The 20,372-nt window shown below is 60.9% G+C and carries 17 protein-coding genes and 1 pseudogene; 7 read left to right on the forward strand and 11 right to left on the reverse strand.

All coding sequences use genetic code 11. The features are described 5' to 3' along the window. The first annotated feature begins 49 nt into the window (after positions 1 to 49). The 4 genes from YA0848_RS00475 to YA0848_RS00490 all read left to right on the forward strand — a co-directional run bounded on the left by YA0848_RS00475 (position 50) and on the right by YA0848_RS00490 (position 4,758). Entirely contained in the window at positions 50 to 253 is a 204-nt protein-coding gene (locus tag YA0848_RS00475; RefSeq protein ID WP_034100484.1) for a hypothetical protein, read from the forward strand. A 113-nt stretch (positions 254 to 366) separates the two neighbouring features. Continuing rightward, positions 367 to 2,265 (forward strand): alkaline phosphatase family protein, encoded by a 1,899-nt coding sequence (locus YA0848_RS00480; protein WP_169903790.1) that lies wholly within the window; start codon positions 367 to 369, stop codon positions 2,263 to 2,265. Positions 2,266 to 2,307: 42 nt separating this feature from the next. Beyond that, the gene (locus YA0848_RS00485) at positions 2,308 to 3,321 is read left to right on the forward strand and encodes a sensor domain-containing diguanylate cyclase (RefSeq protein ID WP_169868782.1); all 1,014 of its coding nucleotides are present in this window, start codon (positions 2,308 to 2,310) and stop codon (positions 3,319 to 3,321) included. A gap of 183 nt (positions 3,322 to 3,504) precedes the next feature. Continuing rightward, positions 3,505 to 4,758 (forward strand): 2-aminoadipate transaminase, encoded by a 1,254-nt coding sequence (locus YA0848_RS00490; protein WP_047882444.1) that lies wholly within the window; start codon positions 3,505 to 3,507, stop codon positions 4,756 to 4,758. On the opposite strand, the gene YA0848_RS00495 is transcribed toward YA0848_RS00490, so the two are convergent. Continuing rightward, positions 4,752 to 6,776 carry a c-type cytochrome gene (locus YA0848_RS00495; RefSeq protein WP_169903791.1) on the reverse strand — a complete coding sequence of 675 codons (2,025 nt, stop codon included), beginning with the start codon at positions 6,774 to 6,776 and terminating at the stop codon, positions 4,752 to 4,754. The two genes, YA0848_RS00490 and YA0848_RS00495, sit on opposite strands and share 7 nt — an antisense overlap. Positions 6,777 to 7,028: 252 nt before the next feature. On the opposite strand from YA0848_RS00495, the gene YA0848_RS00500 reads away from it, so the two are divergent. Further along, complete coding sequence (locus YA0848_RS00500; protein WP_034100494.1) at positions 7,029 to 7,733, forward strand: hypothetical protein; 705 nt, start codon at positions 7,029 to 7,031, stop codon at positions 7,731 to 7,733. Positions 7,734 to 7,787: 54 nt separating this feature from the next. Here the strand turns inward: YA0848_RS00500 and ptaA are convergent, their stop codons facing one another. From ptaA to cyoA, 7 genes are all read right to left on the reverse strand, one after another. Then, the gene (gene ptaA, locus YA0848_RS00505) at positions 7,788 to 8,870 is read right to left on the reverse strand and encodes a pyoverdine biosynthesis transaminase PtaA (protein WP_040269406.1); all 1,083 of its coding nucleotides are present in this window, start codon (positions 8,868 to 8,870) and stop codon (positions 7,788 to 7,790) included. 181 nt (positions 8,871 to 9,051) lie between these two features. Continuing rightward, the gene (gene queC / locus YA0848_RS00510) at positions 9,052 to 9,750 is read right to left on the reverse strand and encodes a 7-cyano-7-deazaguanine synthase QueC (protein WP_034100498.1); all 699 of its coding nucleotides are present in this window, start codon (positions 9,748 to 9,750) and stop codon (positions 9,052 to 9,054) included. A 103-nt stretch (positions 9,751 to 9,853) separates the two neighbouring features. Continuing rightward, positions 9,854 to 10,741 (reverse strand): heme o synthase, encoded by an 888-nt coding sequence (gene cyoE / locus YA0848_RS00515; protein WP_034100500.1) that lies wholly within the window; start codon positions 10,739 to 10,741, stop codon positions 9,854 to 9,856. Between the two features lie 11 nt (positions 10,742 to 10,752). Beyond that, positions 10,753 to 11,088, reverse strand: a complete 336-nt coding sequence (cyoD, locus tag YA0848_RS00520) for a cytochrome o ubiquinol oxidase subunit IV (RefSeq protein ID WP_003176003.1) — start codon at positions 11,086 to 11,088, stop codon at positions 10,753 to 10,755. Next, positions 11,088 to 11,714, reverse strand: coding sequence for a cytochrome o ubiquinol oxidase subunit III (locus tag YA0848_RS00525; RefSeq protein ID WP_024077337.1), 627 nt, complete (start codon positions 11,712 to 11,714; stop codon positions 11,088 to 11,090). Before YA0848_RS00525 ends, cyoD begins: the two co-directional genes overlap by 1 nt. Before the next feature lie 3 nt (positions 11,715 to 11,717). Next, positions 11,718 to 13,736 carry a cytochrome o ubiquinol oxidase subunit I gene (gene cyoB, locus YA0848_RS00530; RefSeq protein ID WP_040269407.1) on the reverse strand — a complete coding sequence of 673 codons (2,019 nt, stop codon included), beginning with the start codon at positions 13,734 to 13,736 and terminating at the stop codon, positions 11,718 to 11,720. Between the two features lie 3 nt (positions 13,737 to 13,739). Further along, positions 13,740 to 14,681 (reverse strand): ubiquinol oxidase subunit II, encoded by a 942-nt coding sequence (gene cyoA, locus YA0848_RS00535; protein WP_034100506.1) that lies wholly within the window; start codon positions 14,679 to 14,681, stop codon positions 13,740 to 13,742. 27 nt (positions 14,682 to 14,708) lie between these two features. On the opposite strand from cyoA, the pseudogene YA0848_RS36500 reads away from it, so the two are divergent. Next, a pseudogene (locus tag YA0848_RS36500) lies at positions 14,709 to 14,998 on the forward strand (hypothetical protein). 473 nt (positions 14,999 to 15,471) lie between these two features. Here YA0848_RS36500 and YA0848_RS00540 read toward each other — a convergent pair. Beyond that, positions 15,472 to 15,978 carry a disulfide bond formation protein B gene (locus YA0848_RS00540; RefSeq protein WP_034100508.1) on the reverse strand — a complete coding sequence of 169 codons (507 nt, stop codon included), beginning with the start codon at positions 15,976 to 15,978 and terminating at the stop codon, positions 15,472 to 15,474. 377 nt (positions 15,979 to 16,355) lie between these two features. Beyond that, on the reverse strand, positions 16,356 to 17,537 hold the full coding sequence (gene hmpA / locus YA0848_RS00545; RefSeq protein WP_169868785.1) for an NO-inducible flavohemoprotein: 1,182 nt from the start codon (positions 17,535 to 17,537) through the stop codon (positions 16,356 to 16,358). 147 nt (positions 17,538 to 17,684) lie between these two features. Here hmpA and norR point away from each other — a divergent pair, with 147 nt between their 5' ends. Next, positions 17,685 to 19,226 carry a nitric oxide reductase transcriptional regulator NorR gene (gene norR / locus YA0848_RS00550; RefSeq protein ID WP_169903792.1) on the forward strand — a complete coding sequence of 514 codons (1,542 nt, stop codon included), beginning with the start codon at positions 17,685 to 17,687 and terminating at the stop codon, positions 19,224 to 19,226. Between the two features lie 236 nt (positions 19,227 to 19,462). Here the strand turns inward: norR and YA0848_RS00555 are convergent, their stop codons facing one another. Then, positions 19,463 to 20,365, reverse strand: a complete 903-nt coding sequence (locus tag YA0848_RS00555; protein ID WP_169903793.1) for a DMT family transporter — start codon at positions 20,363 to 20,365, stop codon at positions 19,463 to 19,465. Positions 20,366 to 20,372: the final 7 nt, after the last annotated feature.

A 20,372-nucleotide genomic window follows, 5' to 3' on the forward strand; every position in this document is an offset into this window, starting at 1 on the left:
CCCGGCTTCGCAGACGCGGAGCCCATCTAACTTACAGAAGGATATTTTTATGCTTGGAGCTATCAGTCCGTTCCTAGGCCATCTGCAACTCCCCACCCCACAACACGATGATGTAGCCCTGCAACGCAACAAGCGCAGCCTGGACAGCCACTCACTCCCGCTTGATACCCAGCAAACCGATAACGCCCCACGTCACAACCGGCGCCGAGGCAGCGGCAGCCTGGACAGCCTCGGCAAGGGCAACCTGCTCTAGAGCGGCCTACGGAGGGCAGCCCGCTGCCCTTCGTACACCCCATGCCTTAACAAAACACTGACATTCATTGCGCTAACCTTGCCGGTTCTAGCCTGGCCGGAGCCCATCCCTGCATGCTGCACCCCGACAACCTGCCCGCCGTACTTGCCGGCCCTTTGCTACGACGTCTCGAACCCAGGCGCCTGGTGCTGTGGCTGACTGGCAGTCGTCCCCTGGACCTGACCTTGAAGCTGCAATGGGCCGGACACACGCTGCACATCCCGCTGGATCAAGGCCAGTGCCAAGTCATTCCCATAGGCCGCCAGGCCTTTGTGCACCTGATCGATGTGCCGCTGGACGAAGCGCTGCCTCAGGACGAGGTCATCCACTACGACCTGCTGATCGACGGCCTCGGTATCGCCCATTGGGCGGCGCATCTGCTGTATGCCGACGCGCCATCACCACATTTTGTCCTGCACAGTCGCATCCACCAGCTCGTGCACGGTTCCTGCCGCAAACCTCACCACGCCGCCGAAGACGGCCTGCTCTGCGTCGATCGCCTGCTCGACGATGCGCACACGCTCGATGAGCGTCCAGCCTTGCTGATGATGAGCGGCGACCAGGTTTACGCCGACGATGTGGCCGGGCCGATGCTTAGGGCGATCCACGCACTGATCGCGCGCCTGGGCCTGTTCGACGAACATCTGGAGGGTGCCGTGGTGGACGACAGCGCCAGCCTCTACGGGCACCGCGCCAGCTATTACCATCGCGCGGACCTGCTGCCGGCGCTGGACAGCAATCAGACCCTGCGCGAGCGCTTCTTCGGCGGCGTGAAAAAGCCGATTTTCACCAGCAGTACCGCCGACAACCATCTGGTCACCTTTGCCGAAGTCATGGCGATGTACCTGCTGGTGTGGTCCCCCACGCCCTGGACCTTGATCGAAACCCAAGCGCCACCACTGAGCCCGGACGAATCGGCGCGCTATGCGCGCGAGCACGTGCAGATCGAGCGCTTTCGCGACGGCCTGCCCGGCGTAGCGCGAGTCTTCGCGCACCTGTCCACCCTGATGATCTTTGACGATCACGACATCACCGACGATTGGAACCTCAGCGCCCAATGGGAAGAAACCGCCTACGGCCACCCGTTTTCCAAACGCATCATCGGCAATGCCCTGCTCGCCTATCTGCTGTGCCAGGGTTGGGGTAACCACCCGGATGCCTTCGTCGAACTGTTGCCGCCCATCCAGGCGCTGACCGCTCACGTCCCCGACAACCATCTCGACGCCGCCGCCCAGGATGCCTTGCTGGCCACGTTGCTCAAATTTCAACAATGGCATTACGTGCTGCCCAGCACGCCCGCCCTGGTGGTGCTCGACACCCGCACCCGGCGCTGGCGCAGTGAGTTCACCCTCAAGCAACCCTCCGGCCTGCTGGACTGGGAAGCCTTGAGCGAGCTGCAACAGGAATTGCTGGACCACCCGTCGGCGATCATCGTCTCGCCCGCGCCGATCTTCGGCGTCAAGCTGATCGAGACAGTGCAGAAGGTCTTCAGCTGGTGCGGCCACCCGCTGCTGGTGGACGCGGAAAACTGGATGGCCCACCGGGGCGCCGCCCAGGTGATCCTCAATATTTTCCGCCACTCGCGTACGCCGGGTAACTACGTGATTCTCTCCGGTGACGTGCATTACTCGTTCGTCTATGCCGTGCTGATCCGCCACCGCAATGCCGGCCCCCGGATCTGGCAGATCACCAGCAGCGGCATCAAGAACGAATTTCCCCGGCGCCTGCTGGAATGGTTCGACCGTCTCAACCGCTGGCTATACTCACCCCGTTCGCCGCTCAACTGGTTCACACGCCGTCGCACCATGCAGGTCGTACCGCATATTCCGGAACATGCCGAGGCCGGCGAACGGTTATGGAACTCGGCGGGCATCGGTCAGGTGTTTTTCAACGAACAAGGTCAACCGGACGCAATCTACCAACACAATGCGAATGGGAAGGCTCGCACACGGATGGTTGCGCCCACGCCATAGCGCGCGGCGGCGCACACAGCGCGCATGCAAGGAGCAAAAGCAATGGGCGATACCTCAGGCAGCAACCCGGCGAAGCAGGATTTCTCGCACCTCAACGCCGACATGCTGCACACCATCCTGGAGCTGGTCAGCGACGGCATTTGGGACTGGAACGCCAACACCGGGTTCGTCTACCGCAATCCGGGCTGGTACGAAATGCTGGGCTACCCGCGGCATGCGCTGGAGAACACGCTGTTCACCTGGGAAAACATCATTCATCCGGAGGACTACCCCCAGGTGATGGCGCTTTTCGATGACTACATCAACCGCCGCGCGCCGCACTACCAAACCGAATACCGTTGCCGAAAAAAAGATGGCAGCTACCTGTGGATCGAGGACCGCGGCTACGTGATCGCGCGTAACCCCGACGGTTCGGTGGCGCGCATGGTCGGCGCCCATCGCGACATTCAAGCGCGCAAATATTCAGTCGCCCAACTCGAACAACGCAACCAGTCGCTGGAAGCGCTGGTGGCCGAGCGCACCCGTGAACTGGCTCGGGTCAACCAGCAACTCAAATTGCAGTTGGACGAAAACCGCGCCTTGGCCGAGCGGGACGCCTTGACCCTGGTTGCCAACCGCTATCGCCTGGAAAAAACCCTGCTGCAAGCGTGCGAACGTGCCCAGCGCTTCCGTCTGCCGCTGGCCCTGATCGCCATGGACATCGATGACTTCAAGCCCATCAACGACCGCTATGGCCACGGCGCTGGCGACCAGACCCTGGTGCGGGTGGTGGAGTGCCTGGAGAGCTGCATTCGCCCGTGTGATCTGCTGGCACGCTGGGGTGGCGATGAATTCATGGTGATCCTGCCCGAAAGCACCCTGGAAACGGCCAAGGCGTTGGCCGAGCAGATCTGCCGCAAGATACGCACCATCCAGGCACCCGGCGACTTCCCCGTCACCCTGAGCCTGGGCGTGGCCGAGCGCCACGCGGATGAATCCCCCGCCGCCCTAATGGAGCGCGCCGATCAAGCGTTGTATCGCGCCAAGGCCGCGGGCAAGGCCGGGGTGTCGGAATAACCGGAGGCGTCAGCGCAGCGGCGCGCAGCGGCGCGCACTTGAGCAGTGTCGACCGGTTTGTCCGCCCCCTTCGGCAGTAGCTCCTTCCGATTTGGAATGACCCAAAGACTTTATTTCGTTTGCGACAGGCCCCGGCGGGCGGCTTAGATAAAAAACGCCCCGCCACTGCCGAGTCCCGGATTCATGAGCCACGCCACCGTCAGCCAGTCGATTTCCATCGTCCACCCCATCAGCCTCAGCCACGGCAAGAACGCCGAAGTGTGGGATACCACAGGCAAGCGCTATATCGACTTCGTCGGCGGCATCGGTGTGCTCAACCTCGGCCATTGCCACCCGCAGGTAGTCGAGGCGATTCGCGAACAGGCTACTCGGCTCACGCACTATGCCTTCAACGCCGCGCCGCACGCGCCCTACATCGAGCTGATGGCACGTCTGAGTGATTTTATCCCTGTGAGCTACCCGGTCAGCGGCATGCTCACCAACAGCGGCGCGGAAGCGGCGGAAAACGCTTTGAAGATCGTGCGCGGCGCCACCGGCCGCACTGCGGTGATCGCCTTTGACGGTGCCTTCCATGGCCGCACCCTGGCCACCTTGAACCTTAACGGCAAGGTCGCGCCCTACAAGCAAAAGGTCGGCGTACTGCCCGGCCCGGTGTATCACCTGCCGTATCCCAGCGCCGACAACGGCGTGACCTGCGCCGACGCACTGAAGGCCATGGAGCGTTTGTTCAGCGTGGAAATCGATGTGGAAGACGTCGCCTGTTTCATCATCGAACCGGTGCAGGGCGAAGGCGGCTTCCTGGCCCTGGACGTCGAATTTGCCCAGGCGCTGCGGCGTTTCTGCGACGAGAAACAGATCCTGCTGATTGCCGACGAAATCCAATCGGGCTTCGGCCGTACCGGTCAACGCTTCGCGTTTTCGCGCCTGGGCATTGAGCCGGACTTGATCTTGCTGGGCAAAAGCATTGCCGGCGGTGTACCGCTGGGGGCGGTGGTCGGGCGCAAAAACCTGATGGACAACTTGCCCAAAGGCGGCCTGGGCGGTACGTACTCCGGCAACCCTATCGCCTGCGCGGCGGCGCTGGCCACCCTGGAGGTGATGACGGACGCAAACTTGCACGCGTGGGGCGCGCAGCAGGAAGCCGCGATTGTCCGCCGCTACGCGACCTGGCGCGACCAAGCGCTGTCGCCCTACCTCGGGCGCCTGACCGGCGTCGGCGCCATGCGCGGCATCGAACTGGCCAACGCCGACGGCACGCCGGCGCCCCGGCAATTGACGCAACTGCTCGGCCTGGCGCGGGACGCCGGGTTGCTGTTGATGCCCAGCGGCAAGGCGCGGCACATCATCCGCCTGCTGGCACCGCTGACCACAGAGCCGGCGGTGCTGGAGGAAGGGCTGGATATCCTTGAAGCCTGCTTCAAGCGCCTGGATCAGTAGCGCGCATCCACCGGTTTGCCGCCGTTCGGCCAGTCTTTGACCTTGTCCGGGAAGTCCGGACGCGGCTGCCCGGAAAAGTACGCCGCGACGTCCACCGCTTCCTGTTCCGTCAAGCCACCCTGCCCCAGCGGGAAGCGCTCGTGGAAGCCAATCGGCATATTGCGTTGGACGAACGCGGCGGCTGTGTAGGTGCGCGCCATCCCCGCACCGATATTGAACGACTGCTCACCCCACAGCGGCGGGTAGATCCATTCACCGTCGGCGCGGGTCAGGCCCTGGCCATTGTCGCCATGGCACACCGCGCATTGCTTGGCGTACACCGCTTTGCCATTGGCCAGGTCGGGTTTGAGCGTCGGGTCGACCTTGCCCACGCCGCGTCCGGCGACTTTGTCCTGCGGGCGGGTGTTGTTTTTCATCCAGTCGAAATACGCCACCATCGCCTGCATATCCGCCGATTGCGGCGCCAGCGGCTTGCCGTTCATGGACCGGCGGAAACAGCCGTTGATGCGCTCCTCCAACGTGATCACCTTGCCGGCACGCGGGGCATAACCGGGGAAAAACGCCGACACCCCTACGAACGGCGATCCATCGGCCACAGTGCCTGCATTGAGATGGCAACTGGTGCAGTTCAGCGCGTTGCCGACATTGTCCGGCAGCAGCGCCTTGGTCTGCAGATGCAACCGCATGCCACGCAGCACCTGGTCGGCATTCGGCGCGGCCAGCAACTCGGCCAGACGCGGAGTCTGGAACGCGGACATGTCGCTGCTGGCCGGGTTGAGCTGCTCGCGCAGGGTTTTCACCTGCGCGGGGCTGACCGGCGTGCCCTGGTTGCCCCAGTGGGTGCGCACAAAACTGAGGATCTCGGCGATCTCCTGGTCGGCCAGCCGCGCGAACCCAGGCATGGTGTAGACCCGCGGATGGGTGGCGGTTTGCGCGGTTGCCCAGCCGGTGAGGGTGATATGCAAAAGAGACGTTGGGTTAGCGGCGACCACGCTCGGATTGCCGGCCAACGGCGGGAACAGGCCCTTCACGCCGGCACCGTCACTGCGGTGGCAGTCGCTGCAGAACTGCGTGTAGCCCAGGCCGCCACGACTGCTGAACAGGTCGTCAGGCACGGCAGCCGGGGCTTTGGCCACGGCAGGCATCGGCAGATCCTCCTGGCCCGCCGGCAGGGATTTTAAGTAACGGGCGATGGCAATCAGGTCGTCATCACTGAAATGCTGGGTGCTGTGATGGATCACATCGGCCATGTTGCCCGACACTGTGGCAAAACGGTTTTGCCCGGTCTTGAGCAGTTGCACGGTGTCGTCAACGGTCCACAGGTTGCGCAGGCTCAAGGCGCGCCAATGCTCGACGGTTTCCCCCGCCAGGTAGTGCTGGCCGCCGCGCTCGGTATCGCTCATGGCTTTTTCCTGGAAAGCGATACCCCTCGGGGTATGGCACGAGCCGCAATGCCCCAGGCCCTGAACCAAGTAGGCGCCACGGTTGAGCCCCGCGTCGCGGCCCGGATCGGGTTGGAAGGGTTGCTTGTCGAGAAAGGCGAAATTCCACAATGCCAAGCCCCAGCGCTGATTGAACGGAAAGCCCATGTCCGCCGGCAGGTTGTCCTGGCGGACCGCCGGCACGCCCTGCATCAGGTAGGCGTACAACGCGCGCATGTCCTCTTCGCTGATCTTCGCGTAGGACGGATACGGCATCGCCGGGTACAAGTTCATACCACTGGGGGTAACGCCTTCGCGCATGACGCGGTCGAACTGCTCGAAGGTGTAGCGCCCGATGCCTGTCTCGGCATCGGGCGTGATATTGCTGGAGTAGATCGTCCCCATCGGCGTACTCAACGCCAGGCCGCCGGCCATCAGCGCGCCTGGCTTGGCGGTGTGACAGGCAATGCAGTCGCCGAGTTGGGCGATGTAGTGGCCGCGTTCGAGCAGAGGGGTGTCGGGCGTGCTGGCGTGCAGCGAGAGGGACAGGCACATCAGCATCCCCACGAAGCTGACGCGTAAGAGGGCAAACATCATCGCAATAGTCCTTTAAGAACCTGGCGTGGAGCGGTCTCCTCGGCGCAGGTCTGCAATTGTTTTTATGCGTTCTCAGGCAAATAGTCGGGGGCGCAATCAGCCCCGAGGTTGTTGTAAACCACTCTCCGGCATGGCCTTTTGATATGGATCAGCGGAACGCCGAAGGCAGTGTGCCGCCTTGACCTGACTGACCTGCCCCTTGAAAATGCGCGACGCTTTTTTGTCTCCGTTTATTGAAGTAGTGAACTATTAATGTCCGATTCCTACACCGCAGAATCCGTCGTCGCCTTGGCCTCCAAAGCTGAATACGAAAACGCCATCAATCTTTCACAGCATGTGCCAGCGGCCAAGACCATCAGCGAGATGGTGCTGGACGCGTTTCACACTTCCAAGGAGAGCGACCAGATCCGCGAACTGCGCGTCGCCATCCGCCAGGCCCACGATGCGTTCGACGACGACAAGGCCTACGACCTGATGGGCCAGCTCAAGCAACTCAAGGACGCCGAAGCCGCCGACAACCTGGCCCTGGAAGACTTGAGCAGCAAGTTCTCCATCAGCCGCATCCTGTCCAGCTTCAAGGACGACCCCGAGTTTCAGGAACTGGTCTACGGCCTGGCCCTCAAGGTGCTGAACCAGACCCATCAAGCCATCAGCAACCCGAGCGCCGGCAAGGGCAAGGCGGCACGCGCCAAGAAAGACGCCGAAGTGTTCGTGATCAGCAAGGACGGCATCAGCGTCACCCTGCCGCTGCGCACGCCACGCTCCAAGCTGAACGTGGACCGTGAAGCGTTCGAGTTTCTAGGGTTCAGCTTTGTGGGCGAAGGGGATGACGCCGAGCTGGAACGTGAGTCGTTCACCGACAACAACGGCGCCGAGTTGCCGGTCAACCGCAAGAACGTGGTGAATGCCTTGCAACAGAAAACCGCATTTGATGGGTACAGCATCGCGCAGCAATAACACTTGGGACTTCATTGAGGGAGGAGCGTCGCCCTTCCCTCATGGGGTCCTGCGCTAAACCCGCGCGGCAAACACCTCACGAAAGCGCGCCATCTCCTGCTTGTTCCCCACTGTCACCCTTACCCACTGCGGCCAGTTCTGCCACACCCGGCCGATCAATACGCCTTCGGCGGCGAGCTTTTCGATGACCTGCTGCGCGGGCTGCTTGACGTCGATCATGAAGCAATTGCTGTGGGAAGCGGTGCAAGTGAAACCACGGCCCTTGAGCCAGGCCAGGGTTTCATCGCGTAACTGGGCATTGAGGGCTTTACGCTGGGGCAGCAGTTTGACGTCCTCCAGGCTGGCAAGGCCGCCGAGCAACGACGAGCCCGCCGGCACATTGTCGCCGCCAAACACCGCCAGCCGCTCCAGCAACGTCGGGTGGCCGATGGCCAGGCCCAGGCGTGCGCCCGCCATGCCGTAGATTTTCGAGAAGGTGCGCAGCACCAGCAGGTCGTCGTGGTCCTTGACCCAACTGACCACGCTCGGGGCGTCGGCGAAGTCGATGTAAGCCTCGTCCACCACCAGCACGCTGCCCTTGGGCTTGTTCGCCAGTGCGTCGCGAATGGCCTGGGTGGGAGTCAGGGTGCCGGTGGGGTTGTTGGGGTTGCACAGGTAGAGCATGCCGGCCTGGGGGGCGGCGGCGAGCATGGCGGGGATATCGTGGGCGTGGTGGGCGTCGAGGTTCACTTCGTGCACCGGCGCCTTGTGCGCTTCGGCGGCCTGGCGCGGTACTTCGTAGGATGGCGTGGCCATTACCAGGCCACGGGTATCGCTGGTGAACGCCAGCACCGCATAACGCAACGCCGCCATGGAGCCTGAAAACACCGCCACCTGTTCTTCGGCAATGCCCTGTTGCTGAGCGAACAATGCGGCCAATGCATACATGTGGTTGTACGGGTAGCGCCCGGCAGTGGCGATGCCGCGCTGCATCGCCTCACGGGCTGCCAGGGCTGGACCGTAGGGGCTTTCGTTGTAGTTGAGACGGACCTTGTCGGCCTTGGCCGGCGGCGTCGCCGCGACCGCCCAGTCCAAGCGCCCCAGCAAGGGCAAGGCGGCGCTGAAGGCGAGAAGGGACCGACGACTCACGCTGACCATGGTGACTACTCCTTGTAGGCGGGTGATGGATTCGCACAGTGCGTACAGAGGGGTATGACGAGATAAGCGTGGGCAGATTTAACCTGACGCCCGAGAAAAACCCACATCACCGCAGAGCAGGAACAGGGTCGCAGTGGGGAGGAGCAATGCGCACCCTCCCCCACGCTAAGGCCGAATAGCCCTAGTTGAGCTGCAACTTATGCTTGAGGCTGTGCATGACCTGCGCCTTGTTCTGCAGGTATTCGTTCAGGCCGCGAGCGCGCAGGTTGCAGGCGTCGCATTCGCCGCAGCCGGTGCCGATCACGCCGTTGTAGCAGGTCAAGGTGTGTTCGCGCACCAGGTCCAACTGATGGTGGTAATCGGCCAGGGCCCAGGTCTCGGCCTTGTTCAGCCACATCAGCGGCGTGTCCAGCCGTACGTCGTACTCCATGCCCAGCTTGAGCGCCTGGTTCAGGGCTTTGACGAACTCATCGCGGCAGTCGGGGTAGCCCGAGAAGTCGGTTTCGCACACGCCAGTAATGACCGTCTCGGCCTTGACCTGGTACGCGTAGATCGCCGCCAGGGTCAGGAACAGGATATTGCGCCCCGGTACAAAGGTGCTCGGCAGGCTTTCGCCGGAACTGTTCACGGTGGGCACGGGGATGTTGTCGCGGGTAAGACTACTGATGGCCAACTCGTTGAGCAGGGACACATCCATCACTTTGTGCACCGTGGCGCCCAGTTGCTTGGCTAGCTGGCGGGCCACTTCGATTTCCGCCACATGGCGCTGGCCATAATCGAACGTGATGCAGTGCACTTCGTCATACAACGCCAGTGCCTGGATCAGGCAGGTCGTCGAGTCCTGCCCGCCACTGAACACCATTACGGCTTTTTTACTCATCGCTGTGCTTCCTGGATGCGTGGAATGGGGGATAGTTTAGAGGCCATGCCATAAAAAACCCCGCGCTTCTTGCGAAGGCGGGGCCTTTTACTGCTCGGACCACTCAGTGGGCGTAGGTCAGCAACAGCTCTTTCGGTACTTGGAAATCCAGGGACATCATCACGCTCAGCGCGGTGATGGTGAAGATCGAGAACACGAACAGCTTGCGCGCCCAGACGGTGTCGTCCACCGCCTTGTAGCCGGTCCAGGCCATGTACAACCAGTACATGCCCATGGCGGCCGCGACGGCGAGGTAGCTCATGCCGGCGTAGCCGCTGAAGGTCAACATCAAGGTCGCCACAAGGAAGGCCAGGATGTAGAGCAGGATGTGTTTCTTGGCCACCTGGATGCCACGTTTTACCGGCAGAACCGGGATCGACGCAGCCAGGTAGTCATTGAAGCGGAAAATCGCGATGGCGTAGGAATGCGGCATCTGCCACAGGCTGAACATCACCAGCAGCGTCAGCGCGGCCATGTCGAAGCTATTGGTCACAGCCACATAACCAATCACCGGCGGCATCGCCCCCGACAGACTGCCCACCAGCGTGCCGTGAACCGACTTGCGCTTGAGGTACAGGCTGTAGAGGCCGACGTAGATGACAAAACCGATCACGGCAAACAACGCCGCCAACGGGTTGGCCACCTTGTACAACAGGGCCACACCGGCAACACCCAGGACGGTCGCGTAGACCAGTGCCAGTTTCAGGGAGATAAGGCCCTGCACCAGCACACGGTTCTTGGTGCGTTCCATCTTGATATCGATGTCACGGTCGATGCAGTTGTTGAAGACACAACCGGAAGCTACCACCAGGGATGTGCCGATCATTGCAGCCAGGAAGATGGCCAGATCGACATGTCCCTTGGAGGCCAGGAAGAAACCGCCCGCCACAGAAAGCACGTTACCGAAAATGATCCCCGGTTTGGTGATTTGGATAAAGTGCTTAAGCGACATCGGGTCTTACCTCACTTCGCCATCATGTAGGTGTGGATGCTGAACATGATCCACAGCGACAGACCAACCAGCAGAACGATCACCAGGCCGGCGAACACGAACGCAATCACGTTCTCGCGCTGGGCCTCGGAGCGGTCCAGGTGCAGGAAGTACACCAGGTGAACCAGTACCTGAATCACTGCGAACGCCAGGACGATCATCAAGGTGATCGACTTCGGCAGGGTCGGGTACATCACCAGGCCGAACGGGATCAGGGTCAGGATGACCGACAGGATGAAGCCGATAGCGTAAGACTTGACGCTGCCGTGGCTTGCATCGTGGCTGTCATGGGAGTGTGCATTAGCCATTACAGAGTCCCCATCAGGTAGACAACGGTGAATACGCAGATCCAGACCACGTCCAGGAAGTGCCAGAACAGGCTCAGGCAGCTCAGGCGGGTCTTGTTGGTGTTGGTCAGGCCGTGCTTATTGACCTGATACATCATCACCGCCATCCACAGCAGACCGGCCGAGACGTGCAGACCGTGGGTGCCGACCAGCGTGAAGAACGCCGACAGGAAACCGGAACGGTGCGGGCCGTAGCCTTCGGAGATCAGCAGGTGGAACTCGTTGATCTCCATGCCGATAAAGCCCAGGCCGAACAGGAAGGTCAGCGCCAACCAGCTCAGCACGCCTTTCTTGTTGCCCTTGTAGAAGGCCAACATGGCGAAGCCGTAGGTGATCGAACTGAACAACAGCAAGGCGGTTTCGCCGAGCACGTAAGGCAGTTCGAAGATGTCGTGGCCCGACGGGCCACCCGCTACGTTGTTTACCAGTACCGCGTACACCGCGAAGATCGACGCAAACAAGATGCAGTCGGTCATCAGGTAGAGCCAGAAACCGAAGACGGTCATTGGCCCCGAGTCGTGGTGATGGTCATCGTGCCCATGGTCATCGACATGGGCGTGTCCAGCATTGGTCACTAAGTTCGACATGGTTTAAGCCTGTTCCAACGAGGTTTCTACACGGTTGGCCGGGATTTTCTTCTCGGCGACCAGGCGAGCGTGCTGCTCGGCTTCGATGCGTTCGATCGTTTCGACCGGCACCATGTAGCCTTGATCATCACGTGCGGCGTGGACGATGAAGTAACCGATGGTACCCACCAGGCTCACGATCGCCAGCCACCAGATGTGCCAGATCATCGCGAAACCGAACACGGTCAACAGCGCACCCATCACCACGCCAGTGGCGGTGTTGCTTGGCATGTGGATCGGTTCGTAGTGTTTAGGCTTCTGGTACGCAGTACCGTCTTCCTTGGCTTCGGTGAACGCATCGATCGTGTTCGCAGTCGGGATCACGGCGAAGTTATAGAACGGTGGTGGCGACGAAGTCGACCATTCCAGGGTGTGGCCGTTCCATGGGTCGCCGGATTCGCACATGTTCTGCTTGCGATCACGCACGCTGACATACAGCTGGATCAGCTGGCAGGCGATACCCACCGCAATCATCACCGCACCGAACATGGCGACGTACAGGTACGGCACCCACTCAGGGTTGGTGGTGGCGTTCAGACGACGGGTCATGCCCATGAAGCCCAGTGCATAAAGCGGCATGAACGCGACGAAGAAGCCCGAGATCCAGAACCAGAACGCAGCCTTGCCCCAACCTTCGTGCAGCTTGAAGCCGAACGCTTTCGGGAAGTAGAAGCTGAAACCGGCGATGTAACCGAATACCGCACCGCCGATGATCACGTTGTGGAAGTGAGCGATCACGAACAGGCTGTTGTGCAGCACGAAGTCAGCACCCGGGATGGCCAGCAGTACGCCGGTCATGCCGCCGATGGCGAAGGTCACCATAAAGCCTAGGGTCCACAGCACCTGGCTGGTCATGCGCAGACGGCCGTGGTAGATGGTGAACAGCCAGTTGAATAGCTTCACCCCCGTCGGGATGGAAATCAGCATAGTCGCCAAGCCGAAGAAGGCGTTGACGCTGGCCCCCGAACCCATGGTGAAGAAGTGGTGCAGCCACACCATGAAGCCCAGTACGGAAATTGCGCCCGATGCGTAAACCATCGAGTGGTGACCGAACAGGCGCTTGCCGGTAAAGGTCGAGATCACTTCGGAGAAGATACCGAACGCTGGCAGGATCAGGATGTACACCTCAGGGTGACCCCATGCCCAGAACAGGTTCACGTACATCATTGGATTGCCACCAAGTTCGTTGGTGAAAATGTGGAAATCCAGGTAACGGTCAAGCGACAGCAGCGCCATGGTAGCGGCCAGGATCGGGAACGAAGCCACGATCAGGACGTTTGCCCAGGTGCAGGTCCAGGTGAAGATCGGCATGTCCATCAGTTTCATGCCAGGAGCGCGCATTTTCAGGACGGTGGCCAGGAAGTTGACCCCCGTCAGCGTCGTCCCTAGCCCTGATAGCTGTAGCGCCCAGATGTAGTAGTCCACACCCACACCAGGGCTGTACTGAATGCCCGACAGCGGCGGATACGCAACCCAACCGGTCTTGGCGAATTCGCCGACGCCCAGGGATACGTTGATCAGCACCACGCCGGAAACCAGCAGCCAGAAGCTCAGGGAGTTCAGGAACGGATAGGCCACGTCACGCGCGCCGATCTGCAGCGGCACTGCCAGGTTCATCAGGCCGGTGAAGAATGGCATCGCCATGAAGATGATCATGATCACACCGTGAGCGGTGAAGATCTGGTCATAGTGTTCAGGTGGCAGGTAGCCAGGCGAACCCTCGGTGGCCATGGCCAACTGGGTACGCATCATGATGGCGTCGGCAAAACCGCGCAGCAGCATGACCATGGCGACGATGATGTACATCACGCCGATTTTCTTGTGGTCGACCGAAGTCAGCCACTCGGTCCACAGGTAGGTCCACTTCTTGAAGTAAGTGATACCCGCGAACAGTGCCAGACCACCCAGCGCGATCATGGCGATGGTCACCATCACGATCGGCTCGTGGAACGGGACCGCATCCCAACTTAATTTACCAAACATCGTTTACTCCTCTGCCCCAGCAGTTGAATGCGCGCCCGTCTCAGAACCTTCAACCGCGGCCACTTCTTTCTTCTCGTGCTTGACCGGCTTGCCTGGCTTCATACCTTCGTACTTGTCGACGATTTTCTGAAACAGGTTCGGCTCGTACGAGGAGTACAGCGCGACAGGGTTGTTCTGGCTAGGTTTGGCCAGGGCGTCGTATTCAGCTTGATCAAGCTGTTTAGGTGCGGCCTTGACTTCGGCTACCCAGGCGTTGAAGTCTTCCTGGCTCGTCGAGATCGCTTTGAATTTCATGCCGGTGAAGCCAGCGCCGCTGTAGTTGGCGGAGATGCCTTCCATTTCAGCTTTCTGGTTGGCGATCAGGTGCAGCTTGGTCTGCATGCCTGCCATCGCGTAGATCTGGCCGCCCAGGGCTGGGATGAAGAACGAGTTCATCACGGCGTCGGAGGTGATCTTGAAGTTCAGCGGAGTGTGCTCCGGGAAGCGGATCTGGTTAACCGTGGCGATACCCAGGTCCGGGTAGATGAACAGCCACTTCCAGTCCAGCGCGACCACTTCGATATTGATCGGCTTGGCGTCCGATTCCAGCGGACGGTACGGGTCCAGCGCGTGGGTAGACTTGTAGGTCACATAACCCAGGGCAATGATGATGAGGATCGGAACCAGCCACACCGCGATTTCGATCTTGGTGGAGTGCGACCACTTCGGCGCGTAGGTGGCGCTGGTGTTCGACGCGCGGTATTTCCAGGCGAAGGCGAAGGTCATGATGATCACAGGGACCACGACCAGCAGCATCAGCAGGGTGGCGGTGATGATCAGGTTTCGTTCATCCAGACCGACCTGTCCTTTTGGGTCGAGCAAGGTCCACTTGCAGCCTCCCAGCATTAACATCATGCCAAGCAGCGGCAAAAAGCCTAGTAATCGGGGGTACCTGTTTTTACTCATCTCACGACCTCTAAAGCAGCTTGCGCAATGCAGTTGGGTTTTGATCGCCAACACTTCACCCTGCCAAGGGTTGGCATTTCTCTTCGATTGAATAAGAGCCTGCTCGCACGCCATGAATGGACGATTTACGAGCCTGCGGTGAGTTCTTATTCGATTTCGTGGTTAAAGGCCTTGTTACAGACCAATTCCATTTGGTGCGGATAGTTGAAAGGCTGCCGGAACCTGGGGTCGCACAGAGCCATCCATCTGCCCCTCGACCGCTCCAATGCTCAAATATTGAACAGCACCGGACATTCAGTGCGGGCGATTGTAGTTAGCTAGCGATGTATAAACCATGTCTTATAAAGAAATAATTTTTATCGAAAGCAGCAATAATCCTTCACCAAAATTGCAAAGGTCGGGGATCTTATCGTGTTCGATTCTCAACAAAAACCACAAAAATTGCCGTGTTATAGGGCAATCCGCCACATCCCTTACCCTCTGTAAGGGCTTGCCAAAGCCATCCAAGTCCCCATAAAACAAGGCATTCGGACATCATCGAATGGCGCGGACGGCGCGTAGTTCCTGACATAGGCCAGACGATGAAGTGACAGCACAATTTGACCGTTCGGTGCAAATTTAAGCGGGGTTGCGGGGGGTCAGAAATGTCCTGCGACAGCTTCCGTGTGACAACATGTCGCACACTGCGCGCAGCGGAAATTGTCCGACGTCATGCTCTGTTCATAAAAGCCTACCTGCGAAAACGCCCCGGCCCTCCAGAGGAGGAACCGGGGCGTTTTCGTGTAGGGGCTCAGGCCGTGTGACGGCGATTGCGGTAAATGCCCAGCGGCACCAGGATCACGGTCAGCACAAAAGCCACCAGCGCCCATTGCGCCAGGGACAGCCCAAGGATCGGTGGGTAAGGCGTGCTGCAGAAACCATCGACCTGAAAGCCCAGCGGGAAGACCTTGGCCAGCGGCAGGTCATCGACGATGGGCTGCAGCACATCGACGCCACAACTGACCTGGGGAAAGAACTGGGTATACACATGATGGCCAGCAGCTGCGACCCCGCCGAGGGCGCTGAGGATCACCAAGCCTTCGAAAAACGTGAGGGCGCCTTTGCGGGGCATGGCGGCGCCGATAAAGGCGAAGATGGCAATCAACAACAAGGCATAACGCTGCAAGATGCACAGTGGGCAAGGCGCTTCGCCCAACACCACCTGCATGTACAAGGCCCCGCCGATCAACGCCAGGCAGATGATGCCCAGCAACACCAGAAAGCGCCGCTCCCTGCCTAAACGCAATTCGTCACTCATCTCCGTTTCCCTTTGTTTGGTTGTGCCTGTAGGCGCGAGTTTACACACAGGCAGTGGTTTAAACAGAGACGGGTTAACGGCGGATTAATCGCGAGAAATGGAAAACCAAATGTGGGAGGGGGACTGGCTGATGCACCCCTATCGGACGCAGAGGTATTGGGCAGAGACATCTACACATCTTCGCTGTAAACAGAAAGTGACGTTCTTGTAGTGAGCGGGCTTGCCCCGCGCGCTGGGGCGCGAAGCGGCCCCCACTCCAGGCGATGTAATTCACCTGACACACCGAGGTGCCTGGGTTTGGGGCCGCTTCGCAGCCCCGCGCGGGGCAAGCCCGCTCACCATGGCAGGCCCCCTCCCACATTGTTGACCTATAGGTCCTATTCCAAGGCCGCCGCCGGGCCGAAGAATTCGTAGCGGCTTTGTTTCTCGGGTACGCCCAAGGCCTTGAGGTGGCGTTTGATCGCGGCCATGAAGCCTTTAGGTCCCAGGAAGTAAGCATCCAGGTCGCGCTGTTCAGGCAACCATGCGGCCAGTTGTTCCTGGCTGAGCAGGCCGACCTTGTCCGCCGCCGGGCTCACGCCGTCGTCTTCGGCATAGCAATAGAAACGCTTGAGCTGCGGGTGCTTGACCGCCAGGGCGTCGACCCAGTCGCGAAACGCATGCACGCCGCCGTTACGCGCGCAGTGGATAAAATGCACCGGGCGCTCGGTGGCCAGCGCCGCTTCGAGCATCGGCAGGGTCGGGGTGATGCCTACGCCGCCGCTGATCAGCACCAACGGCTTATCGCTGGCGGCCAGGGTGAACTCTCCCGCCGGCGGGAACAGGTCGAGGGTCGCGCCCACCTGCAACTCATCATGCAGGTAATTGGACACTCGCCCGCCGGCTTCACGCTTGACGCTGATACGGTACTGCCCAGCATCGCTCAACGCCGAGAGGGAATAGTTGCGACGCACCTCTTCGCCGTCCAACACCAGCGTCATACCGATGTACTGGCCTGGCGCAGCCGCCAGGATCGGGCCGTTATCCACCGGGGTGAAATAGAAGGAGGTGATCTCGGCGCTCTCCTCTACCCGCTTGACCAGCGTGAACGACCGCGCACCGCGCCAGCCGCCAGGGGCTTGGGCTTTCTCGTCGTAAATGGCCGCTTCGGCGCCGATCAGGATATCCGCCAATTGCCCGTAGGCCGCGCCCCAGGCATTCATCACCTCCGGCGTGGCGATCTCGCTGCCCAGCACTTCAGAAATCGCCCGCAGCAGGCAGGCGCCGACAATCGGGTAATGCTCCGGCAGGATCTGCAAGGCCACATGCTTATTGATGATTTTGGCCACCAGATCGCCCAGCTGATCCAACTGGTCGATATGTCGCGCGTACATCAGCACCCCATTGGCCAGGGCGCGGGGCTGATCGCCGCTGGCCTGGTGGGCCTGGTTGAACAGCGGACGAACTTCGGGGTACTCGGACAGCATCATGCGGTAGAAATGGGTGATCAGCGCTTCACCGCCACTTTCCAACAGAGGCACGGTGGATTTGACGATGGCACGGTCTTGGGCACTAAGCATGAGAGCCTCCAGGGCTTCTTTAAGGATTACCCTTGAGTACTCAGCATTCGTGCCAACTAAAACTTCGTTATTTATCAGCTAGTTGAAATAGATGTAGTCAGTATGACTTCCTACACGCTAGAGTCATAAGGACTACAAGGAGTCATTATGACTGCGCACTCATTGCTCACCACCCTCCTGCCTTTAGTGGCCGACCTGTCCCGCGACCTGCCCGAGGGCGAGCGTTACCGCCGCTTGCTGCAAGCCATGCGCACTCTGCTGCCCTGCGACGCCGCCGCGCTGTTGCGCCTGGACGGTGAAGCGCTGGTGCCGCTGGCGGTGGACGGCCTGAGCGCCGATACCCTGGGCCGACGCTTCAAGGTCAGCGAACACCCGCGGTTTGCGGTGTTGCTCGCCAGCCCCGGCCCCACGCGCTTCGACAGCGACAGCGAGTTGCCCGACCCGTATGACGGCCTAGTGGACGGCCTGCACGGGCACCTGCCAGTGCACGACTGCATGGGCTGCCCGTTGTTTGTCGACGACCGGCGCTGGGGCCTGCTGACCCTCGATGCGCTCGACACCGAGCGCTTCGAACGGGTCGAGCTGAACGCCCTGCAAGCCTTCGCCAGCCTGGCCGCCGCCACCGTCAATGTGGCCGAACGCATCGAACGCCTGGCCCTGCGCGCCGAAGACGAACACCAACGCGCCGAAATCTACCGTCAGGCCAGCGGCCAACAACACAAGGAAATGATCGGCCAGAGCAAAAGCCACAAGCGCCTGGTGGAAGAAATCAAACTGGTGGGCGGCAGCGACCTCACCGTGCTGATCACCGGGGAAACCGGGGTGGGCAAGGAGTTGGTGGCCCAGGCGATTCACGCCGCTTCGGCGCGTGCCGACAAACCGCTGATCAGCCTCAACTGCGCGGCCCTGCCGGAAACCCTGGTGGAGAGCGAGCTGTTCGGTCATGTGCGTGGCGCCTTCACCGGCGCGCTGAACGAGCGTCGGGGCAAGTTCGAGCTGGCCAACGGCGGCACCTTGTTTCTCGACGAAGTGGGCGAGCTGTCCCTGACGGTGCAGGCCAAACTGCTGCGCGTGCTGCAAAGCGGTCAGCTGCAGCGCCTGGGCTCGGACAAGGAACACCACGTGGATGTGCGCCTGATCGCCGCCACCAACCGCGACCTGGCCGATGAGGTGCGCAATGGCCGCTATCGCGCCGACTTCTACCACCGCCTGAGTGTTTACCCGCTGCAAGTACCGGCCCTGCGCGAACGCGGTCGCGACGTGCTGCTGCTGGCGGGTTTCTTCCTCGAACAGAACCGTTCACGCATGGGCCTGGGCAGTCTGCGCCTGACCGGCGATGCCCAGGCAGCCCTGCTGGCCTACAACTGGCCAGGCAACGTGCGGGAGCTGGAACATTTGATCGGGCGCAGCGCGCTCAAGGCCCTGGGAAACTGTCGCGAACGTCCGAGGATTCTCAGCCTGAGCGCCGCCGACCTCGACCTGCCCGACGTCAGCGCGCCGCTAATCGAAGCCCAGCTACCATCGACGCCCATCACCGGCGACTTGCGCCAGGCCACCGAAGATTACCAACGCCAAATCATCAACACCTGCCTGGAACGCCACCAGCACAACTGGGCCAGCACCGCCCGCGAACTCGGCCTCAACCGCGCCAACCTCGCCCGCCTGGCCAAGCGCCTGGGGATAAAATAGCTCGCTGAACTCGGTCAAAAATGAGGGCGCAAGTCCTGATGCCAGTCCGATCCACCTCAGGCAATGACTATCAAAAGTGGGAGGGGGCTTGCCCCCGATAGCGGTACGTCAGTGATAGCTGGGCTGACTGTCACACCGTAATCGGGGGCAAGCCCCCTCCCACATTTGGTCCCGTCCAGGGCAGAAATTCATTCACTGAGTCCTTTACTGATGGGCACCAGTGACTTGCCCCCTGTTCAGACTGTTCTCGTGTTCAAGACCGGACTCACAATCTTGGGCTTGCGAAATACCAACACATTCCCCGCCATCACCAGCCCCAACCCCACCAGCGCCGGGGCGGTCCACTGATAGCCCTCGGCGAACGCCGACACATTCAACGCCACCACCGGAAACAACACCGTGCAATACGCCGCACGCTCCGGCCCCATACGCCCGACCAGCGTCAAATACGCGGTAAACCCAATCACCGACCCCGGAATCACCAGGTACCACAACGCGCCGATATACCGCGCGCTCCAGTCCATCTCGAACGGAATGCCACGCAGCACACACCAGGTCGCCAGCATGGCCGCGCCATACGCCATGCCCCAGGCATTGGTGGTCAGTGGCCTGAGCCCGGCCTTCTGCTGCAAGCTCGACAACATATTGCCGGCCGAGAAACACATCGTCCCCAACAGCGCCAACCCCAGGCCCAGCAAGGTCTGCGGGCTGGCGGTGTGCCCCACCAGTTCTGGCCAGAACAACAACCCCAACCCTGCCAACCCAAGGCCACCGCCCATCAACACGTTGCGGGCCACGCGCTGGCCGAAAAAGACCCGCGCGTTCAACGCGTTCCACAGCGTCGCGGTGGAAAACACCACCGCCACCAAGCCGCTGGGGATCCATTGGCTGGCCGTGAGAAAGCACATGAAGTTGACGCAAAACAGGCACAACCCCTGGGCCAGGCAGATCAGGTGCCCGCGCCGGTTCATCACCTGCAACCTGCGGCTGAGCAATAGCAACGCAAACAACACCAACGCCGCCAGGGCGAAGCGATAGACGATGGACACGGGAATCGCTACCACGCCCAGTTGCCACTTGAGGGCGATCCAGGTGGTGCCCCAGATCAGCACGGTGAGTAAGTACAGGAAAAGGTTCATGACAGGC

Origin of the sequence: Pseudomonas sp. S4_EA_1b (genome assembly GCF_016307435.1) — a bacterium.
Lineage (GTDB): Bacteria > Pseudomonadota > Gammaproteobacteria > Pseudomonadales > Pseudomonadaceae > Aquipseudomonas > Aquipseudomonas rhodesiae.